Source organism: Aeromicrobium sp. 9AM (assembly GCF_902506105.1).
In the GTDB taxonomy this organism is placed as follows: Bacteria; Actinomycetota; Actinomycetes; order Propionibacteriales; family Nocardioidaceae; genus Aeromicrobium.
Map to the genome: position 1 here is coordinate 2052971 of NZ_LR733304.1, position 21827 is coordinate 2074797.

General features: G+C 69.2%; 26 protein-coding genes. 10 read left to right on the forward strand and 16 right to left on the reverse strand.

Translation table 11 applies throughout. From position 1 onward, the window contains the following. Positions 1 to 19: 19 nt before the first annotated feature. From BOSE46_RS16580 to BOSE46_RS16590, 3 genes are all read right to left on the reverse strand, one after another. Complete coding sequence (locus BOSE46_RS16580) at positions 20 to 778, reverse strand: 2-phosphosulfolactate phosphatase (RefSeq protein ID WP_159541283.1); 759 nt, start codon at positions 776 to 778, stop codon at positions 20 to 22. A 13-nt stretch (positions 779 to 791) separates the two neighbouring features. After that, complete coding sequence (locus BOSE46_RS16585; RefSeq protein ID WP_159541284.1) at positions 792 to 1592, reverse strand: phosphatase PAP2 family protein; 801 nt, start codon at positions 1590 to 1592, stop codon at positions 792 to 794. Between the two features lie 139 nt (positions 1593 to 1731). Continuing rightward, a complete protein-coding gene (locus tag BOSE46_RS16590; RefSeq protein WP_159541285.1) occupies positions 1732 to 3453 on the reverse strand; it encodes a helicase HerA-like domain-containing protein in 1722 nt (573 codons plus the stop codon). A gap of 48 nt (positions 3454 to 3501) precedes the next feature. Between BOSE46_RS16590 and BOSE46_RS16595 the strand changes: the two genes are divergently transcribed. Both BOSE46_RS16595 and BOSE46_RS16600 read left to right on the forward strand, forming a co-directional pair. Continuing rightward, a complete protein-coding gene (locus BOSE46_RS16595; protein ID WP_159541286.1) occupies positions 3502 to 3807 on the forward strand; it encodes a type II toxin-antitoxin system VapB family antitoxin in 306 nt (101 codons plus the stop codon). 79 nt (positions 3808 to 3886) lie between these two features. Then, positions 3887 to 4402: a LytR C-terminal domain-containing protein gene (locus BOSE46_RS16600; protein ID WP_159541287.1), complete on the forward strand. Its 516-nt coding sequence runs from the start codon at positions 3887 to 3889 to the stop codon at positions 4400 to 4402. Positions 4403 to 4508: 106 nt separating this feature from the next. Here BOSE46_RS16600 and BOSE46_RS16605 read toward each other — a convergent pair whose 3' ends face one another. Further along, positions 4509 to 5999: a potassium/proton antiporter gene (locus BOSE46_RS16605; protein WP_159541288.1), complete on the reverse strand. Its 1491-nt coding sequence runs from the start codon at positions 5997 to 5999 to the stop codon at positions 4509 to 4511. A gap of 100 nt (positions 6000 to 6099) precedes the next feature. Here BOSE46_RS16605 and BOSE46_RS16610 point away from each other — a divergent pair, with 100 nt between their 5' ends. Beyond that, complete coding sequence (locus BOSE46_RS16610; protein ID WP_159541289.1) at positions 6100 to 6819, forward strand: S9 family peptidase; 720 nt, start codon at positions 6100 to 6102, stop codon at positions 6817 to 6819. A 56-nt stretch (positions 6820 to 6875) separates the two neighbouring features. On the opposite strand, the gene BOSE46_RS16615 is transcribed toward BOSE46_RS16610, so the two are convergent. The 3 genes from BOSE46_RS16615 to BOSE46_RS16625 are packed head-to-tail and all read right to left on the reverse strand — an operon-like array spanning position 6876 to position 8726. Then, positions 6876 to 7049, reverse strand: coding sequence for a CsbD family protein (locus BOSE46_RS16615; RefSeq protein WP_159541290.1), 174 nt, complete (start codon positions 7047 to 7049; stop codon positions 6876 to 6878). Between the two features lie 59 nt (positions 7050 to 7108). Then, complete coding sequence (locus BOSE46_RS16620; RefSeq protein WP_159541291.1) at positions 7109 to 7540, reverse strand: hypothetical protein; 432 nt, start codon at positions 7538 to 7540, stop codon at positions 7109 to 7111. 43 nt (positions 7541 to 7583) lie between these two features. Further along, on the reverse strand, positions 7584 to 8726 hold the full coding sequence (locus BOSE46_RS16625) for a MalY/PatB family protein (RefSeq protein WP_159541292.1): 1143 nt from the start codon (positions 8724 to 8726) through the stop codon (positions 7584 to 7586). Positions 8727 to 8848: 122 nt separating this feature from the next. Between BOSE46_RS16625 and BOSE46_RS16630 the strand changes: the two genes are divergently transcribed. From BOSE46_RS16630 to BOSE46_RS16640, 3 genes are read left to right on the forward strand one after another with little or no spacing between them, the layout of a single operon-like run. Next, positions 8849 to 9937, forward strand: coding sequence for a ferredoxin reductase (locus BOSE46_RS16630; RefSeq protein ID WP_159541293.1), 1089 nt, complete (start codon positions 8849 to 8851; stop codon positions 9935 to 9937). Between the two features lie 32 nt (positions 9938 to 9969). Next, a complete protein-coding gene (locus BOSE46_RS16635) occupies positions 9970 to 11157 on the forward strand; it encodes an acyl-CoA desaturase (protein ID WP_159541294.1) in 1188 nt (395 codons plus the stop codon). Beyond that, a complete protein-coding gene (locus BOSE46_RS16640; protein ID WP_159541295.1) occupies positions 11154 to 11573 on the forward strand; it encodes a hypothetical protein in 420 nt (139 codons plus the stop codon). Before BOSE46_RS16635 ends, BOSE46_RS16640 begins: the two co-directional genes overlap by 4 nt. 11 nt (positions 11574 to 11584) lie before the next feature. Here the strand turns inward: BOSE46_RS16640 and BOSE46_RS16645 are convergent, their stop codons facing one another. After that, a complete protein-coding gene (locus BOSE46_RS16645) occupies positions 11585 to 12448 on the reverse strand; it encodes an aldo/keto reductase (protein ID WP_159541296.1) in 864 nt (287 codons plus the stop codon). A gap of 84 nt (positions 12449 to 12532) precedes the next feature. On the opposite strand from BOSE46_RS16645, the gene BOSE46_RS16650 reads away from it, so the two are divergent. After that, entirely contained in the window at positions 12533 to 13327 is a 795-nt protein-coding gene (locus BOSE46_RS16650; RefSeq protein WP_159541297.1) for an SDR family NAD(P)-dependent oxidoreductase, read from the forward strand. A 1-nt stretch (position 13328) separates the two neighbouring features. On the opposite strand, the gene BOSE46_RS16655 is transcribed toward BOSE46_RS16650, so the two are convergent. Then, a complete protein-coding gene (locus tag BOSE46_RS16655) occupies positions 13329 to 13766 on the reverse strand; it encodes a nitroreductase family deazaflavin-dependent oxidoreductase (RefSeq protein WP_159541298.1) in 438 nt (145 codons plus the stop codon). Positions 13767 to 13827: 61 nt separating this feature from the next. Here BOSE46_RS16655 and BOSE46_RS16660 point away from each other — a divergent pair, with 61 nt between their 5' ends. The 3 genes from BOSE46_RS16660 (at position 13828) to BOSE46_RS16670 (ending at position 15890) form a co-directional block, all read left to right on the forward strand. Beyond that, on the forward strand, positions 13828 to 14805 hold the full coding sequence (locus BOSE46_RS16660) for an aldo/keto reductase (protein WP_159541299.1): 978 nt from the start codon (positions 13828 to 13830) through the stop codon (positions 14803 to 14805). Between the two features lie 151 nt (positions 14806 to 14956). Then, complete coding sequence (locus BOSE46_RS16665; RefSeq protein WP_159541300.1) at positions 14957 to 15211, forward strand: hypothetical protein; 255 nt, start codon at positions 14957 to 14959, stop codon at positions 15209 to 15211. 22 nt (positions 15212 to 15233) lie between these two features. Then, positions 15234 to 15890: a class I SAM-dependent methyltransferase gene (locus BOSE46_RS16670; RefSeq protein ID WP_236551780.1), complete on the forward strand. Its 657-nt coding sequence runs from the start codon at positions 15234 to 15236 to the stop codon at positions 15888 to 15890. Here BOSE46_RS16670 and BOSE46_RS16675 read toward each other — a convergent pair. The 7 genes from BOSE46_RS16675 to BOSE46_RS16705 form a co-directional block, all read right to left on the reverse strand. Beyond that, the gene (locus BOSE46_RS16675) at positions 15849 to 16925 is read right to left on the reverse strand and encodes a prenyltransferase (RefSeq protein WP_159541301.1); all 1077 of its coding nucleotides are present in this window, start codon (positions 16923 to 16925) and stop codon (positions 15849 to 15851) included. The two genes, BOSE46_RS16670 and BOSE46_RS16675, sit on opposite strands and share 42 nt — an antisense overlap. Beyond that, on the reverse strand, positions 16925 to 17668 hold the full coding sequence (locus tag BOSE46_RS16680) for a class I SAM-dependent methyltransferase (protein ID WP_159541302.1): 744 nt from the start codon (positions 17666 to 17668) through the stop codon (positions 16925 to 16927). Before BOSE46_RS16680 ends, BOSE46_RS16675 begins: the two co-directional genes overlap by 1 nt. Next, positions 17655 to 18920: a glycosyltransferase family 4 protein gene (locus BOSE46_RS16685; RefSeq protein ID WP_159541303.1), complete on the reverse strand. Its 1266-nt coding sequence runs from the start codon at positions 18918 to 18920 to the stop codon at positions 17655 to 17657. Before BOSE46_RS16685 ends, BOSE46_RS16680 begins: the two co-directional genes overlap by 14 nt. 88 nt (positions 18921 to 19008) lie before the next feature. Then, positions 19009 to 19788, reverse strand: a complete 780-nt coding sequence (locus BOSE46_RS16690; protein WP_159541304.1) for an SDR family oxidoreductase — start codon at positions 19786 to 19788, stop codon at positions 19009 to 19011. A 23-nt stretch (positions 19789 to 19811) separates the two neighbouring features. Continuing rightward, complete coding sequence (locus tag BOSE46_RS16695) at positions 19812 to 20705, reverse strand: 3-oxoacyl-ACP reductase (RefSeq protein WP_159541305.1); 894 nt, start codon at positions 20703 to 20705, stop codon at positions 19812 to 19814. A gap of 76 nt (positions 20706 to 20781) precedes the next feature. After that, the gene (locus BOSE46_RS16700) at positions 20782 to 20982 is read right to left on the reverse strand and encodes a ferredoxin (protein WP_159541306.1); all 201 of its coding nucleotides are present in this window, start codon (positions 20980 to 20982) and stop codon (positions 20782 to 20784) included. A 51-nt stretch (positions 20983 to 21033) separates the two neighbouring features. Further along, positions 21034 to 21825 carry a hypothetical protein gene (locus tag BOSE46_RS16705; RefSeq protein WP_159541307.1) on the reverse strand — a complete coding sequence of 264 codons (792 nt, stop codon included), beginning with the start codon at positions 21823 to 21825 and terminating at the stop codon, positions 21034 to 21036. Between the last annotated feature and the right edge of the window lie 2 nt (positions 21826 to 21827).

Consider the following 21827-nt stretch of genomic DNA (forward strand, 5'->3'; position numbering starts at 1 on the left):
CAGCCCAGAGCAGACGCCGTCAGGGGGCGGCGATGAAGCCGCGGTCGCTCAGCAGCGGGACCGTGCGGCTCGAGCCGACCTCGGCGGCCACCGCGACGTCGGCGGCGAAGCCCGCGCCGACCAGCTCCTGCCCGCCGGCGCAGGCCATCAGGTGCGACTCCTCGCGACCCGCGATCAACCGGTAGGCGTCGGCCGCCTGCGCCGCCTCGGGCGACAGGCCTGGCCAGTCGTGGTCCTCGAGCGCGGCGAGGACCGCACCGGCGCCCCACAGGTCCTCGACGGCCGGGCGCAAGGAGCCGTCGGGCCACCGTTCGCCGGCAGCGACCACCGCGATCGACGCCGACTCGGCGTCGTGCTCGCGGGCGATCCAGTCAGCGACCGCGGCGGCGTTGCGCAACGACGCCCCCACGACCGTAGTGACGGCCGACGCCAGGTCGACCGAGATGGCCGAGCCGTTGGGCGACGGCAGCACGAGCCGCTCCATGGGTGCGGCCGCTCGTATGCTGGCCGGCGAGAGGCTCACCTCCCCCGGCTGCGCGACGCTGCGACCCACCGCCAGCGTCGCGCGATGCTGTGCGGCGTAGGTCGGCGCGTCCTCGGCCTCCCAGGGATAGGCCAGCACGACGATGCCGAGGTCAGCGGCGACGCTGAGTGAGGTCGAGAACGACAGCACGTCGACCACGACCGCGACGTCAGCTCCATCGGCGATCGCCCGGCCGCCCGTCGCACCCCAGTCGAACCTGACTCCGTGCGAGGACTGGTGGAGGACAGAGTTCACAGGGTCGACTGTGTCAGACCGGGATGTGTGCGTCCTCGTGGGCGACGACCGGACTTCGTCTCTCCCATGCGATGACGCCACCGAAGGCAGCGAGGACGACGATCCAGCCGACGATCGCGTCGAGGACCCAGTGGTTGCCGGTGCCGACGATCACGATCGTCATGATGCCGGCGTAGGCCAGCCCGAGGGCCTGGATGATCTTGTGGACGTTGGCGCGGATCAGCACGATCGCGACCCACAACGCCCAGCCGGCGTGCAGCGAGGGGAATGCCGCGAGCTCGTTGGTCATGCCGCCGAGTCCCTTGGGCGCCGATGCGTCGGTGCTCCACCAACCGGCCGCCGAGTGCAGGCTGAGCACGTCGACGTACATGCCGCTGATCATGCGCGGCGGCGCTGTCGGCATCACGAGGTAGAACGACAGGCCCATGATCGTCGCGAACACCAGAGCACGGCGAGCCGTGACGTATTCCGAGGCGCTGCGGCGGTAGATCCAGATCAGGACCACGGCGGTGACGATGTAGTGCGTCGTGGCGTACCAGTAGCTGCCGAACAGGCCGAGCCAGTCATATTGCACGAACTTGTCGTTGAGCCACGACTCGGCGTCGATGCGCCACGACTTCTCGAACGCGAGCACGTCGAGCGCACGGCCGCGGGCCGGGGCAAAGTCGTTGGAGGCAAGCAGTCGCGAGGCGCTGTAGCCGACGTAGAGGATCGCAAGGAACGTCAGCTCGATCGCGCCGCGCTTGAGGCCGAGGGGCAGACCAGATCGGCGCACGACTTCGGTACGCCCTGTCTGCTGTGACGACTGCGTCATCACGCCTCCTGCACCTCTTTGCCCGGCCTGAGCCCGGCAGAAGGCGCCCAGGTGCGCCTTCGTTTATTCACTCTGTATGTCTGCTGTCACCTGTGGCAACCAGAGACAACCCTGATTTCTTCCCTGAGACTACCGTCGATCACCGACGTTTTTTGAACAAGTTCTTGATGAGCTCGCGGGCCAACGTGCGGCTCGCCTCGCCCACGGCGCGATCCACGGGCGACATCCGCCGCGATCTGGGCCTGCTCGGAGCCTTCTGCCTCGCCAGGCGATCGGCCTCCTTCTGAAGGCGCTCGGCCTCCTTCTGCTCCCACTGCTTGCTGGTCTCCTCCGCCGAGGCGGCCACCTCCGCGTCAGCCTTCGCGCCGAGAATCTCGCTGGCCGACTGAGGATTGACTGCCGTGCCGTACTTGGCCAGCAGGGGTGATGCCGTGACGGCGGCCTGAATCTGGTCGGCCGGCGTCGGGTCCATCGAACCCTGTGGCGCCCTGAGCCGCGTCCACGCGACGGGAGTCGGCGCACCCTTGTCGCTCATCACGGTCACGATCGCCTCACCGATGCCGAGGGACGTCAAGACCTCCTCGAGGTCGTACGTCGTGTTCGGATACGTCGAGACGGTCGCCTTGAGCGCCTTCGCGGCATCGGGGGTGTGCGCCCGCAGCTGGTGCTGCACCCGCGATCCCAGCTGCGCCAACACGTCGCTGGGTACGTCCTTGGGGGTCTGCGTGACGAAGAAGATGCCGACGCCCTTGGACCGGATCAGGCGTACGGTCTGCGTGATCGTCTCCAGGAAGTCGTCCGACGCATCGGCGAACAGCAGGTGCGCCTCGTCGAAGAAGAAGACCAGCCTGGGCTTGTCGGCGTCGCCGACCTCGGGCAGCTCGGTGAACAGCTGCTTGAGCAGATACATGAGGAACGTCGAGAACAGCGCCGGCTTGTCCTGCACCCCGGGCACCTCGAGGAGCGACACGATGCCGCGGCCGTCGGGCGCCGTGCGCAGGAAGTCGGACACGACGATCTCCGGCTGGCCGAAGAACTGGTCGGCGCCCTCGTCGGCGAATGCGATCAGCTCGCGGAGGATCACGCCGACCGTGGCGGCGGACAGGCCCCCGAGGTTCTTGAGCTCGGCCTTGCCCTCGTCGCCCGTGAGGTGCGTCAGGACGTCGCGCAGGTCGTTGAGGTCGACCAGCGGCAGCGAGGCGTTGCGGGCGTAGTGGAACACCAGTCCCAGGGACGACTCCTGGGTGGCGTTGAGGCCCAGCACCTTCGACAGCAGGGTCGGGCCGAACCCGTCGATCGTGGCGCGCACGGGCAGGCCCATGCCGATGCCGCCGAGGGCGAAGTACTCCGTCGGGGTGGCGACGGACTGCCAGTCCTGGCCGATGCTCCTGGTCCGTTCGAGCAGCTTGTCGTTCGACGTTCCGGGCGTCGCGATGCCGGACAGGTCACCCTTGATGTCGGCCGCGAACACCGGTACGCCGTTGGCGGCGATCTGCTCGGCGAGCACCTGCAGCGTCTTGGTCTTGCCCGTGCCGGTGGCGCCAGCGACGAGTCCGTGCCGGTTGAGCATGGCGAGCGGTATGCATACCTGGGCCTCGGGGACTGGGGTGCCGTCGACCAGGGCGCCCATCTCGATCGCGGTGCCCTCGAAGGCGTAGCCGGCCTTGATGATCTCGACGATCTCGCTGGCTGCGGGACTCGCCTTGGGCTCCTCGGCCTCGGCCTCGCTCGCCACAGCCTCGCGCGCTGCGGCCGCGAGCTCGTCGGCCTTCTTCTGCGCCGCGTCCGCCTCGGCCTGGGCCTCCTGAGCCGCCTTCGCAGCCTCTGCGGCGGCCGTCTGAGCGTCGTCGTCGGTCGTCATGGCCATACGCTACCTCCGGCCATCGGGCAGCCTGTCTACACTGACCGGGTGATCTTCAGGAGGGTGAGCGAGGGACGCCCCTATCCGGACCACGGGCTGACTCAGAGCACGTGGGCCGAGATCTCGCCTTCGCAGGTGCGGCTCGACGATCTGACGACCACCAAGACCCAGCTCGACCTCGAGCACCTGCTGGATGACGACTCGACCTACTTCGGCGACCTGTTCGCCCACGTCGTGAGCTGGCGGGGCGAGCTGTTCCTCGAGGATGGCCTGCACCGCGCGCTGCGCGCCGCCCTCCAGCAGCGCAACATGCTGCATGCCCGCGTCCACTCGATCGACAAGTCGGCGACCTGATGAGCGAGCGCAGCGAGCGAAGCAACAGCGCACTCATGACGGCACCTCCGTATCGTGGCTTTTTCACGGAGGTGACGCCATGAGCCGCGCATACCGGGTGCTGACGCTGGTCGTCGCCGCTGGCATCTTCGCCTTCGGCGGCATCACGGGCTTCCGTCTCCTGACGTCGAGCGCCGACACTGTCGATGCGGCCCCCACCTGCACCAACAAGACGGTCAAGAAGGGCGAGAAGCTCGACAGCAACCTCGTCACGGTCAACGTCTTCAACTCGTCGACCCGCTCGGGCCTGGCCAACCGCGTCACGATCAACCTGCAGACCAACGGCTTCCTCGGCGGCGTGATCGGCAACAACGAGAGCGCCACCAAGCCGAGCCGCGTGGCGATCCTGACCGACGACCCGAGGGATCCGCGCGTACGCCTGGTGGCGAGCCAGTTCAAGGACAAGGTCGCCTATCGCAAGCCCGACGTGACGGTCGACGGCGGCGTCGTCGTCATCGTGGGCGACGACTACGCGGGCCTGCGCAAGAAGGCCCCGACCCGCATCACGTCAGACCGCGAGATCACGGCCTGCGTCCCCACGACGCCCCTGCCGTAGGAACCCTCCCCACGTCAGCGGGTCGACTCACGAGGTTTCGTCATCGGGCGGCTTCGCCGCGATCGCTCAACCTGGGTTCGGCGCTCGGCCGCGGGCGGCCTCGACCTCACCCACCCTCGATGCCCCAGCCGGCCAGCCGGCCGTGGCGGCCGACAGCCCGCAGGCGGTTCTCGGCCTGCTCGCGTACGGCTCGGTCGGCGACGATCAGCAGGTCGTCGTGGATCGCGATCCGGTCGGTGCGATGCGGTACGAACGTCGCCCCGTCACGGACCACCAACGACACCGAGGCGCCCACCGGCAGCCGCAGCTCGCCGATCTCGACGCCGGCGAGCTTGGAGCCGCTCGGCACCCGGATCTGGAGCAGGTCGGCCGAGACGCGCTCGAGCGGCGCCGCCTCGACCTCGACGTCGCGCGCCTCGTCACTGAGCACCCCGCACCAGGCGGCCAGCCGGGCGAGCGGAGCGGCCTGCACCAGCGTGTAGACGACGACCGCGACGAAGACCACGTTGAACAGGTCGCGCGATCCGTCCACGTCGGCCGCGAGCGGGATCGTGGCGAGCACGATCGGCACGGCGCCGCGCAGGCCGGCCCAACCGATGAACAGCTGCTCGCGGAGATCGCGTTTGAACCACACCGCGCAGGCGAAGACCGACAGCGGACGCGCGACGAACGTGACGATCGCCCCGGCCGCGAGCCCGTGCCAGACGTGCCACCAGCGCAGCTCGTCCGGCGTGGCCAGCAGGCCGAGCATCACGAACAGGCCGATCTGGGCGAGCCAGCCGATGCCCTCGACGAACGACCGCGTGGCGACGCGGTGCGGGAGCTCGGTATTGCCGAGCACGAGCGCCGCGACGTAGACCGCCGCGAACCCGCTGGCGTGCAGGTAGGCGGCCGAGCCGTACGCCAGCACTGCGAACGCGAACACCACGAGGGGATAGAGGCCGGATGCCGGCAGGGCGACTCGGCGCAGGCCGTTGGCGCCGATCCAGCCGATCGCGAAGCCGATGAGACCGCCGGCGATGAGCTCGAAGACGATCAGCCCGATCAGGGCCAGCACCCCGTGATCGAGCGCATCGTGGGCGCTGATCGCGACGACCAGCACCACGATGGGGGCGTCGTTGAGGCCGGACTCGGCCTCGAGCGTGCCGGTCACCGAGTGGCGCAAGGGGACCGTGCGCAGGACCGAGAACACCGCCGCGGCATCCGTCGGTGTCAGCACCGCCGCCAGCAGGATCGAGAGCTCCCAGTCGAGGTCGAGCAGGAAGTGCGCGCCTGTGGCGACCACCGTGACGCTGATGACCGAGCCGAGAGTCGCCAGCAGCAGGCCGTAGCCGAGGTTGGGTCTGACGTGCTCCCACTTGGTCGTCAGACCACCCTCGGCGAGGATCAGCACCAGCCCGCCGAATCCCAGCGCGTGCGCGAGGTCGGCATCCGCGAACTGGATGCCGAATCCGGAGCTGCCGAGCAGCAGGCCGAGGAACAGGTAGACGAGCAGCGACGGGAGCCCGGCCGTGACCGAGACGCGCACCGCGAGAATCGCCAGCACCAGGACGCCGGAACCGATCAGGAGGACCTGGTCGAGCTGGTCGGCATCCACGAAAGGTTCCTCCCAGGGTGTCGACGGACCCTGATTCTATCGGTCCTCGAGCGTGCACCTGACCGCTCGCATACGATGCGGGACGACGAAGGAGGCCGGCGTGGAACACGTCCGCTACGGCGACGATGACTCACAGTTCGGCGAGCTGACCCGTGCCGCCGGCCCGGCCAAGGGAGTCGTCGTCGTGATCCACGGCGGATTCTGGCGGGCCGCGTACGACCTGGCGCTCGGCCGCCCGCTTGTCGCGTCACTCGTGGAGCACGGCTGGACGGCGTACAACCTGGAGTACCGCCGCGTCGGCAACGGCGGCGGCTACCCGCAGACACTCGACGACGTCGCGGCCGGCATCGACGCGCTCGCGACCGTCGCGGGCCTCGACACCACGACGGTGATCACGCTCGGGCACTCCGCCGGCGGGCATCTCGCCGTCTGGGCCGCCGGCCGGCCGAAGCTGACCGGTACGTCGTGGGCAGACCCGGCGGTGCCGGTGACCGCGGCGATCTCGCAGGCGGGCGTCCTCGACTTCCACACCGCCGTGCATCTCGGTAGCGGGGCCGCAGCGGCATTCATGGGCGACCACGACGAGATCGCGTATGCCGATCCGACCGCCCAGATCCCCCTCGACGTACCGGTGCGCTGTGTCCACGCCGCCGACGACGACACCGTGCCGATCAGCCAGTCGATCGAGTACGCCGACCGCACCAACGCGACCGGCGGCGACGCAGAGCTGGTGGAGGTCACGGGAGGTCACTTCGACGGGATCGACCCCTCGTCGGCCGCATGGGCCCGGACCTTGCAGGTCGTGGACGACCTGCGCTGACACACAGAAGGAGTGCCCCGACCGATGGTCGAGGCACTCCCTGTGTGAGCGGGTGCTCAGTGCTTGAAGGCGTCCTTGACGTTCTCGGCCGCATCCTTGAGATCGGCCTTCGCCTGGTCGCCCTTGCCTTGGCGCTCCAGCTCTTCGTCGTCTGTGGCTCCGCCGACGGCCTCCTTGGCCTTGCCCTTGGCGTCCTCGGCGGCGTTGCTCAGCTTGTCATCCAGTCCCATGAGGAACTCCTTTCATCGGCTACCGGTCGACGTACCCGGTTCGCGGCGTCGTAACCACCTCAGTCGGGTGTCGCCTCGTGGTGCCGGCGGCCGTGCGTACGGCGCTCCTCCTTCATCTCCGCCTCGAACAGGTGCGTGCGGCCGTCCGCGAGGGCCTCGCGTGCTGAGCGCTCGTGCTCCCGGAACGCGGCGTAGTAGCCCGCGTCGTACTCCTCGATGACCTGGAACGTCCAGCGACCCTCCAGCACGTTGCGGCCGATGAGCTCGGTGTCGAGGCGGTCGGCGATCTCGTCATGACCAGCCTTGCGGAACAGGTCGACGGCCCCGTCGAGCGCCAGGTCGGCTTCGCCCGTACGGCGGTGGAACGTGTAGAGCTGGCCGCGCGCCTCCTCGATGATCTCGAGTGCCTCGCTGAGCTTGCCGAGCGCCTCGACCGTGACATCGTCGACGCCGTCGGGCCGCGTGTGCTCAGGCTTCGGTTGATCTCCCATGGAGCCACGCTAGAACGGCGGCCCGACCTCGGCACGTCGAGCGCTACGCCCTCCCGACGACCCGGCCCATCCGCTCCAGCGCCTCCGCGAGTATCTCCGGGGTCGTACCGAAGTTGAGCCGTACGTGCCCCTCGCCATGGTGGAACGGCAGGCCGGAGTTGACCGCGACCCGGCCGTGCTCGAGGAAGGCGGCCGCGGGGTCGTCGCCGAGCCCCAGCTCGCGGCAGTCGATCCAGGCCAGGAACGTCCCGGGACCGCCGCCCCAACGGGCGTCGGGCAGGTGCTTCGCCAGCAGGTCGGCCAGCAGGACCCGATTGGCCGCGAGGTCGGTGTGCAGCGCGTCGAGCCATGCTCCGCCCTCGCGGTACGCCGTGGTGTGTGCCAGGACGCCGAAGTGGCTGGGCCCGTGACCCACGACCTCGGGCAGTCGAGCGAGGTCAGCAGCCGCATCCTCACCGGCCACGAGCAGCGCAGCCTTCATGCCGGCGAGGTTCCACGCCTTCGACGCCGAGACCAAGGCGAACGCGTTTCCCGTCCCGTCGAGGCTCAGATAGGGCACGAACCCGTCCGCCACCAGCGGGCCGTGGATCTCGTCGACCACGACCCTCACGTCGTACGTCTGCGCGAGGGCCGCGACACCACGGAGCTCCTCGGTCGTGTGGACGATCGCGGTCGGGTTCTGCGGGTTGCACAGCAGGTACGTCACCGGGCGGCCGCCGGAACGGGCGTGGATGAAGGCAGCCTCCAGCGCGTCGAGATCGAGTCGGCCACCCTCACCGAGCGGCGCCTCGACGACCTCACGGCCGGCGTGCTCGACGAACCCGAAGAACGGGGGGTAGACCGGTGGGTTGACCACGACCGGATCGCCGGGCGAGGACACCACGCCGAGCGCCTCGACGATGCCCGTCATGACGTCGGCGACCAAGGACGTACGGCTCGGGTCGACGCCGCCCCACGACCACCGCTCGGCGGCGAACGCAGCGAAGGCCTCGGCATAAGCCGTGCCGTGCGGATAGCCGGTGTCGCCCTCGGCCACCGCTTGCGACACCGCACGCGCGATGGGGTCGGCGAGGCGTACGTCCATCTCAGCCACCCACAGGGGCAGCACATCCGGGTCGTGCTCCCGCCACTTGATGCTCGTGCGGCGCCGCAGGTCCTCGAGGGTCAGCTCACGGAGGGGATGCATGTAGCCATCATGGTCGGCTGCACGCAATGCGCATCACACGGCCGTATCCCTTGCGGGTTCAGTGAACACGTGTGACCCTAGAAATGTAACCCAGAGTTACACCCTCGATCCGGAGAGTCCCGATGCCCGAGCCACTCACCGAACGAACCCCCGCGCTGCAACGTCTGCGCAGGGTCGCCGCGACCCTCACCACGCCGCTGGCCCCCGACGACTACCTCAAGCTGATCAACCCGCTGTGGTCCCAGCGCGAGCTGCGCGGCCGGGTCGAGAAGGTCATCCCGGAGACCGAGCGCGCCGCCACCTTGGTGATCAAGCCCGGATGGGGCTGGTCCTGGGATCATCACCCCGGCCAGTACATCGGCATCGGCGTCGAGCTCGACGGCCGCTTCCACTGGCGGTCGTACTCGCTGTCGTCGGTCCCGCTCAAGGAGAACGGCACGGTCAGCATCACCGTCAAGGCCATGCCGGAGGGATTCCTCTCCGAGCACCTGGTCAACGGCCTCGCGCCGGGCACGATCGTGCGCCTCGCGGCGCCGCAGGGCGACTTCGTGCTGCCCGACCCGCCACCGGAGAAGGCCCTGTTCCTCGTCGGAGGCAGCGGCATCACCCCGGTCATGTCGATCATCCGGACCCTCGACCGTCGTGGCTCGATGCCTGATGTCGTGCTGGCCTACTCCGCGGTGCACCCCGAGGACATGATGTTCCGCGACGAGCTGCGACAGCTCGCCGAGACCCACGAGAGCTTCGCCCTGTACGAGCGGTTCACCGACACCGACGGCATCCTCACCCCGGAGCAGCTCGACGACGTGTGCCACGACTGGATGGACCGCGAGACCTGGGCCTGCGGCCCCGGCCCGATGCTCGACGCGTTCACCGATCACTACAAGCGCCTCGGCCGCGACGAGCACATCCACGTCGAGCGCTTCACCCTCAACACCGCCGGCGGCGAGGCCTCGGGCGGCACCGTGACGTTCGGCGTCGGCGGGCCCTCGATCGAGGTCGACGGCGCCACCACATTGCTCGAGGCGGGCGAGCAGGCCGGCGTCAACATGCTGTTCGGCTGCCGCATGGGCATCTGCCACACGTGCGACGTCCCCCTGGCCTCCGGCCGCATCCGCGACCTGCGCAGCGGCGAGGAGCACGACAACCCCAACGAGTACATCCAGACCTGCATCTCGGTCGCCGCCGGCGACTGCACCCTGACCCTCTAGCCGGCCCACCCTCCACACAGAAGGAGAGACACATGGCATTCGCAGACGTACGTGAGTACACCCACCTGACCGACGAGGAGATCGAGGCCATCGGCCGCGAGCTCGACGAGATCCGCGCCGAGGTCGAGGCCGACCGCGGCCAGGCCGACCGTGACTACGTCACCCGCATCATCACGCTCCAGCGGCGCCTGGCCGCCGCAGGCCGCATCACGCTGTTCGCGAGCTTCTTCCCGCCGGCCTGGCTCCTCGGCACTGCGATGCTCGGCTCGGCCAAGATCCTGGAGAACATGGAGATCGGCCACAACACGATGCACGGCCAGTGGGACTGGATGAACGACCCCGAGATCCACTCCAGCAACTGGGAGTGGGACACCACCCAGCCCGCCGAGCAGTGGAAGCACTCGCACAACTACATCCACCACCAGTTCACCAACGTGCTGGGCCACGACAACGACATCGGGTACGGCATCCTGCGGATGTCGCGCGACCAGAAGTGGACGCCCTACAACCTGGGCCAGCCGGTCTACAACTTCCTGCTCGCCGCGTTCTTCGAGTGGGGCGTCGCCCTGCACGACCTCGACATCGAGGCGATCCGCAAGGGCAAGAAGGACCCCAAGCTGCTCAAGAAGCAGCTCAAGCAGATCGGCGAGAAGGTCGGCAAGCAGGGCTTCAAGGACTACCTCATGTATCCCCTGCTTACGGGTCCGTCGTTCTTCAGCACGCTGAGCGCCAACTTCACGGCCAACCTCATGCGCAACTTCTGGTCGTACATGATCATCTTCTGCGGCCACTTCCCCGACGGGGCGGTGCACTTCACCGAGGAGGAGCTCGAGGACGAGACCCGCGCGGAGTGGTACCTGCGCCAGATGCTCGGCTCGGCCAACTTCGAGGGCGGCAAGCTCCTGCACGTCATGAGCGGACAGCTCGGCTACCAGATCGAGCACCACCTGTTCCCCGACCTGCCCAGCAACCGCTACGCCCACATCGCCGTCAAGGTGCGCGACATCTGCAAGCGGTACGACATCCCCTACACGACCGGTCCGCTCCACAAGCAGTACGGACAGACGCTGCGGACGATCATGAAGCTGTCACTGCCCAACCGGCGCACGAGCGACAACCCGGCCCCGCTGTCGCCCCGCAAGCGTCGTCGGCTCGACGATGCCGAGCGCCCGGTACGCCGCACGGAGCTCGGCAAGTGGTCGGGCGCGGCCTCGGCATGAGCACGCTGCTCGACGGCCGCCCGAAGGCCGGCGGGCTGCCCGTGCCGTTCGCGTGCGAGGACGACGGCGGGGCGCTCGACCACTCCCGGGTGGTCAAGCGCCGCGCCATCCGCTGTGCACTGAGCCGGATCTGCGGGATCTGCGGCGAGACCCTGTCCCGGCCCGTCACGTTCATCGGTCCGGAGGCAGAGGCGGCCGACGGGTTCTTCACCTTCCCGCCGACCCACCTCGCGTGCGCCGAGGCCGCGCTGGCGCTGTTCGTGCCGATCGGAGGACGCCACCTGGGTCAGTCCGAGGTGCCGCTGCGGTGGTCGCTCGTCACGACCGGCGGCTTCGACCTGGTCAGGCCCGACGACCGCGGGGGCGTCGTGCGGTTCCGTCCCAACTCCGTGCTGGAGACCAGGACGTACGACTGACGCCCGCCGCGTCAGACGGCGTCGGACAGGGCGCGGAACTGCTCGTCGGTCAGCTCGATGCCGGCGGCACCGACGTTGTCCTCGAGGTGCGAGACGGTCGACGTGCCGGGGATCGGCAGCACGACCGGGGAACGCTTGAGCAGCCAGGCGAGCGCGAGCTGCGACGGAGTCGCACCCTGCTCCTTGGCGATCTCGGCAAGCGGTCCGCCGTCCTCGACGAGGCCACCGGTCGCGAGCGGGAACCACGGGATGAAGCCGATGCCCTTCGCCTCGGCGTGGTCGAGGAGCGCCTCGGCCCGGCGGTCGGCGAGGTTGTAGAGGTTCTGGACCGACACGATCTCGGCGGTCTTCTGCGCCTCCTTGAGCTCGTCGACGGTGACCTCGCTCAGGCCGATGTGGCGCACCTTGCCCTGCTTCTGGAGGTCCGCGAACGCGCCGACCTGCTCGGCCACCGGCACCTGCGGGTCGATGCGGTGCAGCTGGATCAGGTCGATGCGCTCGACACCGAGGCGGCGGAGGCTGAGCTCGACCTGCTGCTTGAGGTACGCGGGCCGGCCGACCGAGATCCACGCTCCCGGACCGGTGCGCACGAGGCCCGCCTTCGTCGCGACGACGACGTCATCGGCGTACGGGTGGAGGGCCTCGCGGATGATCTCCTCGGACACGTTGGGGCCGTAGGAGTCCGCCGTGTCGATGAACGTCACGCCGAGCTCGACCGCCCGGCGCAGCACGCGGATCGCCTCGTCGCGGTCGCGTGGCTCACCCCACACCCCGGTCCCGGTGATCTGCATGGCGCCGTAGCCGAGGCGGGTGACGGGCAGGTCGCCGCCGATCTGGAACGTGCCGGACGTGGTTGCGGAGAGTGAGGAAGTCATGCCGTGATCAAGGAGCGCCGATGCCGGCTTATTCCGCTCACCATCCGTGGGGGGCCGTTGTCGTGGCGTGCCAGAGTGGTTCGCATGCAGATCGACCTCGGCGGACGCACCGCTCTCGTGACCGGATCGACGCAGGGCATCGGCCTGGCGATCGCCACTGCCCTCGCCAGTGCCGGAGCGCGGGTGGGGGTGAACGGTCGCAGCGACGAGTCCGTCTCCCGCGCCGTCGCCGAGATCCGCGAGTCGTTGCCGGACGCCGATCTCGTCGGCGTCGCCGCCGACGTCACCACGGAGGCCGGTGTGGCCCACGTCGTCTCGCTGCTGCCCGAGATCGACATCCTCACCAACAACCTCGGCATCTTCGAGGCCCGCCCGGCGCTCGAGATCACCGACGAGGAGTGGCAGCGCTACTTCGACGTCAACGTCATGAGCGCGGTCCGCCTCATCCGTACCTATCTGCCCGGCATGATGGCGCGAGGCTGGGGACGCGTGCAGAACATCGCCAGCGACTCCGCCGTCGTGATCCCGGTCGAGATGGTGCACTACGGGATGTCCAAGACCGCGCTCCTGGCCGTCTCGCGTGGGTTCGCCAAGGAGGCGGCCGGCTCCGGCGTCACGGTCAACTCCGTCATCGCCGGGCCGACGCACACGGGCGGCGTCGAGGACTTCGTCCGGTCCCTGGTCGGCGACGACCTGCCATGGGACGAGGCGCAGGCCGAGTTCATGCGGGTCCACCGCCCGCAGTCACTGCTGCAGCGTCTGATCGAGCCCGAGGAGATCGGCAACCTCGTCGCCTACCTCAGCTCGCCGCTGGCATCGGCGACCACGGGTGCTGCCGTACGCGTCGACGGTGGCTACGTCGACTCGATCGTGCCCTGACTCAGTCCACCGGGGTGAGCAGGATGACGGGGATGAGCCGCTCGGTCCTGGTCTGGTAGTCCGCATAGTCCGGCCAGGTCTCGACGGCCCGCTTCCACCAGATCTCGCGCTCCTCGCCGCTGAGCTCGCGCGGCGCGTAGTCCTTGCGCACCGGGCCGTCCTGGAGCTCGACGAACGGTGCGCCGACGACGTTGTGATACCAGGTCGGGTGCTTCGGCGCCCCGCCGCGCGACGCGACGATGGCGTACTCGCCGTTGTGCTCGACCCGCATCAGCGGGGTCTTGCGGAGCTTGCCCGACGAGGCGCCGATCGACGTCATCAGGACGATCGGCCGACCCTCCAGGGTGTTGCCCTCCGCGCCGTTGGTTCGTTCGAACAGCTCGGCCTGCTCGCGGGCCCAGTCGGACTGGCTTGGTGCGTACTCTCCGGTCAATGGCATGCCTCAAGCCTGTCAGAGACCTCCCAGCCCTCCGCGTGCCGTCTCACGGCATGATCGAGTCATGGACCACGTGAAGCTGGGCACCAGCGATCTCGACGTCTCGGCGATCATCCTCGGCTGCATGAGCTACGGCGACCCGGACCGCGGCACGCATCCATGGACGCTCCCGGAGGAGCAGAGCCGGCCGTTCATCCAGCAGGCCATCGAGGCCGGCATCACGACGTTCGACACCGCCAACATGTACTCCGACGGCAGCAGCGAGGAGATCATCGGCCGCGCGCTCTCCGACTTCGCCCGACGCGAGGACGTGGTCATCGCGACCAAGCTGTTCTACCCGATGGGCGACGATCCGCAGAGCGGTGGCCTGTCGCGCGGAGCCGTACGCACGCAGATCGACGCGAGCCTCCGCCGGCTCGGCACGGACTACGTCGATCTCTACCAGATCCACCGCTGGGACCCGGACGTCCCGATCGAGGAGACGATGGAGGCGCTCGACGAGGTGGTCCAGGCCGGCAAGGCGCGCTTCATCGGCGCGTCCTCGATGTATGCCTGGCAGCTCGCGCAGGCGCAGCACGCGGCCGACCTCAACGGCTGGACGCCGTTCATCTCGATGCAGGACCAGTACAACCTCGTCCAGCGCGAGGAGGAGCGCGAGATGCACCCGTTCTGCCTCGACGAGGGCATCGGCGTCATCCCGTGGAGCCCGCTCGCCCGCGGCCGCCTGACCCGCGACTGGGACGACCTGAGCACGAGCCGCAGCGCCGGCGATGCCGTCGCCAAGGGCTACTACCAGCAGGCCGAGGACTCCGACCGTGCCATCTCCGCGGCGGTCGGCGAGATCGCCACCGAACGCGGGGTGTCACGCGCGCAGGTCGCCCTCGCGTGGGTGCGTCAGCACGAGGTCGTCACCGCGCCGATCGTCGGCGCCACGAAGGCCCTGCACCTCACGGACGCGGTCGCCTCGCTCGAGATCACCCTCAGCGACGACGAGATCGCCAGGCTCGAGGCCCCGTACGTCCCCCGGCAGCCCGAGTTCTGACGATCGTCACCCTGCGACCCCGTCCGTTGGTGTGATCTTCGGCCCAAGTTCGGCAGTCCGCCTCCATGGACGGGCAGCATGAAGCACACTTGTGCCGGGAGGGTTTGAAGGGGCGAGCCATGCTTGCAGTCGTGACACCTGGCGGTCGACGATGCGCTATTACGTCCTGACGGCACCCGGCGGCGAGGAAGTCGTCCGCGTCAGCCAGGGAACCTCGATGTACTTCGACGCAAGGACCGGCCGCTGGGTCCCCGATCCACTTCTGGCGCTCGAGGTGCGGATGAGCACCGACTGGCGCGAGGTCGCCTCGCACGAGCTCCCCCTCGGCCTGGCCCATGGCGGCGAAGGGGACACCCGGACGCGGAGGTTCGGCGCGATCCGCCGCGGCCGTCACTCGCGCAAGTGACGCGGACGGCAGACTGTCCCTCATGACCTCGGCGATGCCCCCAGACCTGCTCACGCACGCCCTCGCCGCCAAAGGGTTCATGCCCGCGGACGAGGGTGAGTTCCTGCATCGCACGGCCCGCGAGCGACTCCCCCATGGACCGGCGCTGGAGATCGGGACCTACTGCGGGAAGTCCGCGATCTACCTCGGCGCCGCTGCGCGCGAGGTCGGCGGCGCGGTGCTCACGGTCGACCACCATCGCGGATCCGAGGAGAACCAGGCCGGCTGGGAGCACCACGACGCGACGCTCGTCGACGACGAGCTGGGGCTCATGGACACGCTTCCGGTGTTCCGGGCGACGATCGCGCGCGCAGGCCTCGAGGACCACGTGACTGCCGTGATCGGCCGCTCGACCAGTGTCGCGACCTGGTGGCGCACCCCGGTGAGCCTGCTGTTCATCGACGGCGGGCACGCCGAGGTGCACGCGCAGGGTGACTACTCCGGGTTCGCGCACTGGCTCATGGCCGGCGGCATCCTGGTGATCCACGACGTCTTCGAGCGACCCGAGGACGGCGGCCAGGCCCCGTTCCACGTGTGGCAGCGCGCCGTCGAGTCGGGCTGCTTCGAGCCGCGCGAGACGGTCGGCTCGATGCGGACGCTAGTGCGTACCCGGGGAGATGCCGGCGAACCGGTCGGATGACGAGCAGCCGCACTCGAGCATGATCTCGCCGAAGTCCACGCCGATCTCGTGTCCGGTCATCACGCCGGCGCCGGGGGTCGTCCCGGTCAGGACGTCCCAGGCGAGGATCACCGCGGCCGCGGTGTAGGTCGTGTGCTCGGCCGGCCAGTTGACGTTCTCGGGGAAGACGAAGCCGGTCCAGTAGGCACCGCCGTCGCCGCGCAGGTGCTGCATGTCCGCGAACAGCTGCTCGGCACGAGGATCTCCGACGGCCTTCAACGCCATCACCAGCTCACAGGTCTCCGCACCGGTGACCCACGGATTGGTGCTGACGCATCGGATGCCCAGCCCGTCGACGACGAACGTGTCCCACTCCGAGGCGATCATGGTGTCGGCGGCTGCTCCGCGCACGGCGCCACCCAGCACCGGGTAGTACCAGTCCATCGAGAATGTCGACTTGTCGAGGAACTGGTCACGGTGCTCGCGCAGCGCGTGCCCGAGCCGGCCGCCGGCGAGCTCCCACTCCGGCTGCGGCTCCCCCACCAGCTCGGCGAGCGCGACGCCGCACCGCAGGGCCTGATGGATGCTGGAGCTGCCCGCGAGCAGTGCTTCGCGATTGATCGTGGCCGGACCGTTGGCGTCCCACTCCCGCGACCAGGCGATGCCGCCGAACGGCAGTTGCAGGTCGACGACCAGGTCGAGCGCGCGCCGGACGACCGGCCACATGCGCTGGAGGAAGGCCCGGTCCTGCCGGATGCGCCAGTGGTGCAGCACGCCGACGGCGATGTAGGCGGCCATGTTGGACTCGGTGCTCGAGTCGTCGATGCGACCCTGCACGATCTTCATCGGCCACGAGCCATCAGGCCGCTGGGTGCGGGCACACCAGTCGTACGCCGCCTCAGCCGCAGCTAGCTCGCCGCCCACCACGAGCGCCATCGCGCCCTCGACGTGGTTCCACGCGTCGGTGTGCTCGCCGGTGGTCCAGGGAATGGCGCCGTCCGGCTCCTGCATCGCGGCGATGCTGGCCGCCGTCTCGGCGACCTGGTCCGGCGTCATCAAGCGTCGTCTCCGGGCGGCACCATCGGCTTGCGGAGGTAGAGCACCATGCTCTTGCCGATCAGCGGGTTCAGCGCGCGCTCGGCCAGCCGCGTCGCGGTGCTGTAGCCACGGGTCTTCATGATGTCCCAGACCAGGACCTGGTGGTACGCCTTGACGAGCGGGTTGTCGTCGTTCTTGACGCCAACAGCGCACTTGAGCCACCAGTAGGGCGAGTGCAGGCCGTGTGCGTAGTCGATGCCGTCGAACGTCATGCCGGCGTTCTCGAGCTTGCCGATCAGCTCCTTGTCGGAGTAGATCCTGATGTGGCCGCCCGGCGTGTTGTGGTAGTCGTCGGACAGCTTCCAGCACACGATCTCCGGCAGCCAGCGAGGCACCGTGACCGCCATCGTGCCGCCGGGACGCAGGACCCGGACGAGCTCGTTGATCGCCTGGATGTCGGCCGGTATGTGCTCCAGCACCTCCGACGCGACGACGCGGTCGAACTCGCCGTCGGCGAACGGCAGCGCGAGGGCGTCGCCCTCCTTGATGTCGGCGGAGGCACCCTCGGGGACCTCGCCGGCCTCCTTCATCGCGCCGAACAGGTCCAGCACGTTGGAGAGCTCGTCGGCGTCCTGGTCGAACGCGATGACGTCGGCGCCGCGGCGGTACATCTCGAACGCGTGCCGGCCGGCGCCGCAGCCCATGTCGATGACCCGGTCGCCGGGACGCAGTCCCAACCGGTCGAAATCAACGGTCAGCATGGTTCTTCTCCTCTGGTGCGGACGCCGCACTCGCAGCGATCACTTCTTCGTACGCCGCGGCGGTGGCAGCCGCCACCGCACGCCAGCTGAACATCTCCAGGACTCGCTGACGGCCGGCGCGGCCCATCGCGGTGCGCCGCTCCGGGTCGTCCAGCAGCTCCACGATCGCGGCCTCGAGCTCGCCGACGTCGCCGGGCGGCACGAGGATCGCGCACGCGCCGTCGTCGCCGACGACCTCGGGGATCGCGCCGGCCCGGCTGACGACCAGGGGGGTCTCGCAGGCCATGAGCTCGGCGGTCGGGAGCGAGAAGCCTTCGTACAGCGACGGCACGCAGGCGACCTCGGCCGAACCCATGACGTCGACGAGCTCGGCGTCGCTGATGCCGTTGACGAACCTGACGTCGTCGGCGATGCCCAACTCGTCGATGAGCCGCTCGGTGCGGCCACCGGGCTTGAGCGTCGTGACGAGCAGCAGCTCGACGTCGCGCTCGGTTCGCAGCTTGGCGAACGCCTCCAGCAACGTGGCGATGCCCTTCATCGGGGCATCGGCGCTGGCCATCGCGACGATCCGTCCGGGCACGCGAGGGGCGGTCGGCGGGACGAACACGTCGTCGACGCCCAGCGTGATGACCTCGAGCCGCGACGGGTCGACCCCGAAGTCGGTGATGATGTCGCGCCGGCTGGACTCCGACACCGTGAGGATCTTGGGGAGCTGCCGGGCGACCTTCTTCTGCATGCCCAGGAAGCCGTACCAGCGACGCAGGCTGAGCTTCTTGCGCAGCGTCGGCGCGTTGGCGATGTCGATGCGGCGGTCGAACGTGATCGGGTGATGGATCGTGGTGATCAGCGGGAAGCCCTGCTCGGCGATGTCGAGCATGCCGAAGCCGACGGTCTGGTTGTCGTGCACGATGTCGAAGTCGCCGCGGCGGCCCTTGAGGAGTCGCGCCACGCGCTTGCTGAACGTCTTGGGCTCGGGGAAGCCGGCGGTCCACATCGTCAGGACCTCTTCGACGTCGATGAGGTCGCGGAACTCCTTGGGTCGCGGCGTGCGGAACGGATCGGGCTCGCGGTAGAGGTCCAGCGAGGGGACCTTGGTCAGCGCGACCCCTTCGTCGAGCTCCGGATAGGGCTGGCCGGAGAACACCTCGACGGTATGACCGAGGGCCACCAGCTCACGACTGAGGTGGCGGACGTAGACGCCCTGACCGCCGCAGTGTGGCTTGCTGCGGTAGGACATGAGTGCGATGCGCAAGTGCCGCCTCCGGTTACTGGCTGGTAGTGAAGTTGTATCACCCGGCGCCGCATCAGCGATGACGCGCCTTGTCGAGGACGCCGTCATCTCACGAGCGAGCGCCCTGGCCGCTGTTGCCGGGATAGAAGGAGTGGGTCGCGGTGACGCCGCCGTCGACCGCGAACTCGCCGCCGGTGGTGTAGCCGCTCTCGTCGCCGGCCAGGTAGACGTACAGCGGCGCGACGTCGTCGGGGGTGCCGACCCGCTCGAGCGGGACTCGGGTCGCGCCCCACTGCATCGCGGCCTCGCCGCCGACCTCGCGGGTCATGCCCGTGTCGATCATGCCGGGGTGCACCGAGTTGACCCGCACGCCGTACGCCCCGAGCTCGACCGCGGCCGCCTTGGTCATGCCGCGGATCGCGAACTTCGTCCCGGTGTATGCCGTGAGGGACGCCATGCCGGCCAGGCCCTCGACCGACGAGCAGTTGATGATCGACCCCTGCCGGTGCTGCTTCATCGACGCCGCTACAGCCCGCATGCCGAGGAAGCAGCCGCGCATGTTGACGTTGATCAGCAGGTCGAGATCGTCGAGCGGCATCGTGTCGACCTCGCCGAAGCGCAGGACGCCGGCGTTGTTGACGAGCACGTTTATCGGCGCGCCGAGCTGCGCCTCGGCCTCGGCTACCAGCCGGTCCCACGACGCCGGGTCGCTGACGTCGTGGTGGCTGTACGACGCCGCGTCGCCCAGCTCGTCGGCGAGGGCAGATCCGTCCGCGACGTCGGCGATGACGACCCGCGCACCCTCGGCGACGAACGCGCGGGCGATCGCCGCGCCCTGTCCTTGGGCGGCGCCCGTGATGATGGCGTGCTTGTCCTTGAGGCGAGACATCGTTCTCCTTGTGCGTACGGGGGTCAGAGCGTGAGGATCGAGTCGGCAGCGAACGAGACCTCTGGATCGCGGCCGGCGAAGAAGTCGCCGAGGGACCGGTCGAGCTCGGCGGTCGACCAGACATCGGCCTCGGTGTCGAACCGGCGCTCGACGACCGGAGCGGCCAGGACCGCCACCATCCCGCCGTAGACGACGAACACCTGTCCGCTGATGCGCGCCGCAGCCGGCGAGGCGAGGTAGGCGACCAGGGGCGCCACGTGGTCGGGGCTGTAGGGATCGATCGCGCTGCCGGACTCGTCGGGGCCGAACACGTCGGCGGTCATCGCCGTGCGGGCTCGCGGGCAGATGGCGTTGGCGCGTACGCCGATGCGGGACAGCCCGCGTGCGGTCGACAGGGTCAGCGCGGTGATGCCGCCCTTGGCCGCCGCGTAGTTGGCCTGACCGGGCGAGCCGGTGAGGAACGCCTCGGAGGCGGTGTTGACCACGCTTGCGTCGACGCTCGTGCCGGTCTCCTTGGCGACCTGGCGCCAGTGCGCTGCGGCGTTGCGCGAGAGCAGGAAGTGACCGCGCAGGTGGATGCGGATGACGAGGTCGAACTCCTCGTCCGACATGTTGAACAGCATCCGGTCACGAGTGACGCCGGCGTTGTTGACGAGGATGTCGATGGCCCCATACGTCTCGAGGGCGGTCTGCATGATCAGGTCCGCGGTCGACCGCTCGCCGACGTCACCTGCTGCGACGGCCACCTCGGCGCCCAGCGCCTTGATCTCCGCAGCGGTCTCGTCAGCGGCGCCCGGCAGGTCGTTCAGCACGATCCGGGCACCCGCCCCGGCGAGCGCGAGGGCCTCGGCACGGCCGAGTCCTGCACCTGCGCCGGTGACGACGGCGACCTTGCCGTCGAGCGACGTCGAAGTCATGCCGTCACCTCCGTCAAAAAGGCACCGTACGGACGCAACGGCATGACAGCCTCTCGTTTCGCTCGCTGGCGCTCGCTCATGCGCCGTCGGCGATGCGCAGGGCCGACTTCGGGCACGACGCGACTGCCCGCTCGACGCGTGAGCGGTTCTCGTCGGTCACCGTCGGGTCCTCGACCTGCAGCTGGTCGTCGTCATCGACGAAGAACATGTCCGGTGCCGTCGCCTCGCACAAGGCGTTCGCCTCGCAGACGTCGTAGTCGACCTCAACCCTTGCCATCAGTGACCCGCCTCCTCGCTCGCTGAGCGTAGAACTAGAACGTGTTCTAGCCTAGCCCAGGGCGGTGAGTTTGGATATGGCCCAGTCGCCATCTCCCCTGGTGAGCGTGACGACCAGGCTGTTGCGGCTCGTCTGCTGGTTGGCCTTCTTGCCCGTCCCGGCCGTCGTCGTCTGGTTGAGGAACACCAGGACCTTGGCCCGGTGCTCGGTCGCCTTGATGATCGCCGAGGACACCGCGACGGCCTGAAGCACGATCTTGTTCTTGGTCGTGTTGGCCCGCACCTGGCTCATCGTGGAGTCGTACTGCTTGCGGAACGTCGGTGTCATCCGGGCGCGCGCGACCTCCATGTCGTTCGCGAGCGTCTTGTAGTCGTACGAGAGGGTCCGCTGCGCGAGATCGGCGGCGGTGACCAGCACCTCGGTGCGGGCGTCCTCGCCGACCAGGACGCCGCCCGGAGCGACCGACGCCGAACCCTGCTCGGCGTGCCACCACGCCAGGCCGACGCCCGCTCCGGCGAGCAGGACCAGCACCGCCAGCACCAAGGTCAGCCGGCGCAGCACGAACGAGCGGACGTCGCCGAGGCTCGGCACGGCCACGCCCCGGCGACCGGTGGACTCCTCGACGAGCTCGGTCTCAGGTTCGGTCTCGAGCTCGTCCGGCTCCGACACGGGCTCGGGCTGCGCGGGGGCCTTCGAGCGGACCTTCGGCTCGGGCCGGGCCTCCGGCTCGGGCCGCAGGACCGGGGTCACGTTCGAGTGGCAGAACCGGCAGCGTGTGGCGGCAGCCTTGATCGTCTCGGCACAAAAGGGGCAGACGCGCTCGTCGCGCTTCAGCTTCGCCATGA

What these genes read in the sequence shown, in the direction of transcription:
- BOSE46_RS16695 (WP_159541305.1), bottom strand. Translation starts at nt 20,705, where the DNA reads ATGACTTCGACGTCGCTCGACGGCAAGGTCGCCGTCGTCACCGGCGCA.
- BOSE46_RS16620 (WP_159541291.1), bottom strand. Translation starts at nt 7,540, where the DNA reads ATGGGAGATCAACCGAAGCCTGAGCACACGCGGCCCGACGGCGTCGAC.
- BOSE46_RS16630 (WP_159541293.1), top strand. Translation starts at nt 8,849, where the DNA reads ATGCCCGAGCCACTCACCGAACGAACCCCCGCGCTGCAACGTCTGCGC.
- BOSE46_RS16670 (WP_236551780.1), top strand. Translation starts at nt 15,234, where the DNA reads ATGACCTCGGCGATGCCCCCAGACCTGCTCACGCACGCCCTCGCCGCC.
- BOSE46_RS16665 (WP_159541300.1), top strand. Translation starts at nt 14,957, where the DNA reads ATGCGCTATTACGTCCTGACGGCACCCGGCGGCGAGGAAGTCGTCCGC.
- BOSE46_RS16635 (WP_159541294.1), top strand. Translation starts at nt 9,970, where the DNA reads ATGGCATTCGCAGACGTACGTGAGTACACCCACCTGACCGACGAGGAG.
- BOSE46_RS16615 (WP_159541290.1), bottom strand. Translation starts at nt 7,049, where the DNA reads ATGGGACTGGATGACAAGCTGAGCAACGCCGCCGAGGACGCCAAGGGC.
- BOSE46_RS16680 (WP_159541302.1), bottom strand. Translation starts at nt 17,668, where the DNA reads ATGCTGACCGTTGATTTCGACCGGTTGGGACTGCGTCCCGGCGACCGG.
- BOSE46_RS16655 (WP_159541298.1), bottom strand. Translation starts at nt 13,766, where the DNA reads ATGCCATTGACCGGAGAGTACGCACCAAGCCAGTCCGACTGGGCCCGC.
- BOSE46_RS16675 (WP_159541301.1), bottom strand. Translation starts at nt 16,925, where the DNA reads ATGACGCCGGACCAGGTCGCCGAGACGGCGGCCAGCATCGCCGCGATG.
- BOSE46_RS16690 (WP_159541304.1), bottom strand. Translation starts at nt 19,788, where the DNA reads ATGTCTCGCCTCAAGGACAAGCACGCCATCATCACGGGCGCCGCCCAA.
- BOSE46_RS16650 (WP_159541297.1), top strand. Translation starts at nt 12,533, where the DNA reads ATGCAGATCGACCTCGGCGGACGCACCGCTCTCGTGACCGGATCGACG.
- BOSE46_RS16590 (WP_159541285.1), bottom strand. Translation starts at nt 3,453, where the DNA reads ATGACGACCGACGACGACGCTCAGACGGCCGCCGCAGAGGCTGCGAAG.
- BOSE46_RS16585 (WP_159541284.1), bottom strand. Translation starts at nt 1,592, where the DNA reads ATGACGCAGTCGTCACAGCAGACAGGGCGTACCGAAGTCGTGCGCCGA.
- BOSE46_RS16640 (WP_159541295.1), top strand. Translation starts at nt 11,154, where the DNA reads ATGAGCACGCTGCTCGACGGCCGCCCGAAGGCCGGCGGGCTGCCCGTG.
- BOSE46_RS16660 (WP_159541299.1), top strand. Translation starts at nt 13,828, where the DNA reads ATGGACCACGTGAAGCTGGGCACCAGCGATCTCGACGTCTCGGCGATC.
- BOSE46_RS16705 (WP_159541307.1), bottom strand. Translation starts at nt 21,825, where the DNA reads ATGGCGAAGCTGAAGCGCGACGAGCGCGTCTGCCCCTTTTGTGCCGAG.
- BOSE46_RS16645 (WP_159541296.1), bottom strand. Translation starts at nt 12,448, where the DNA reads ATGACTTCCTCACTCTCCGCAACCACGTCCGGCACGTTCCAGATCGGC.
- BOSE46_RS16625 (WP_159541292.1), bottom strand. Translation starts at nt 8,726, where the DNA reads ATGCATCCCCTCCGTGAGCTGACCCTCGAGGACCTGCGGCGCCGCACG.
- BOSE46_RS16700 (WP_159541306.1), bottom strand. Translation starts at nt 20,982, where the DNA reads ATGGCAAGGGTTGAGGTCGACTACGACGTCTGCGAGGCGAACGCCTTG.
- BOSE46_RS16600 (WP_159541287.1), top strand. Translation starts at nt 3,887, where the DNA reads ATGAGCCGCGCATACCGGGTGCTGACGCTGGTCGTCGCCGCTGGCATC.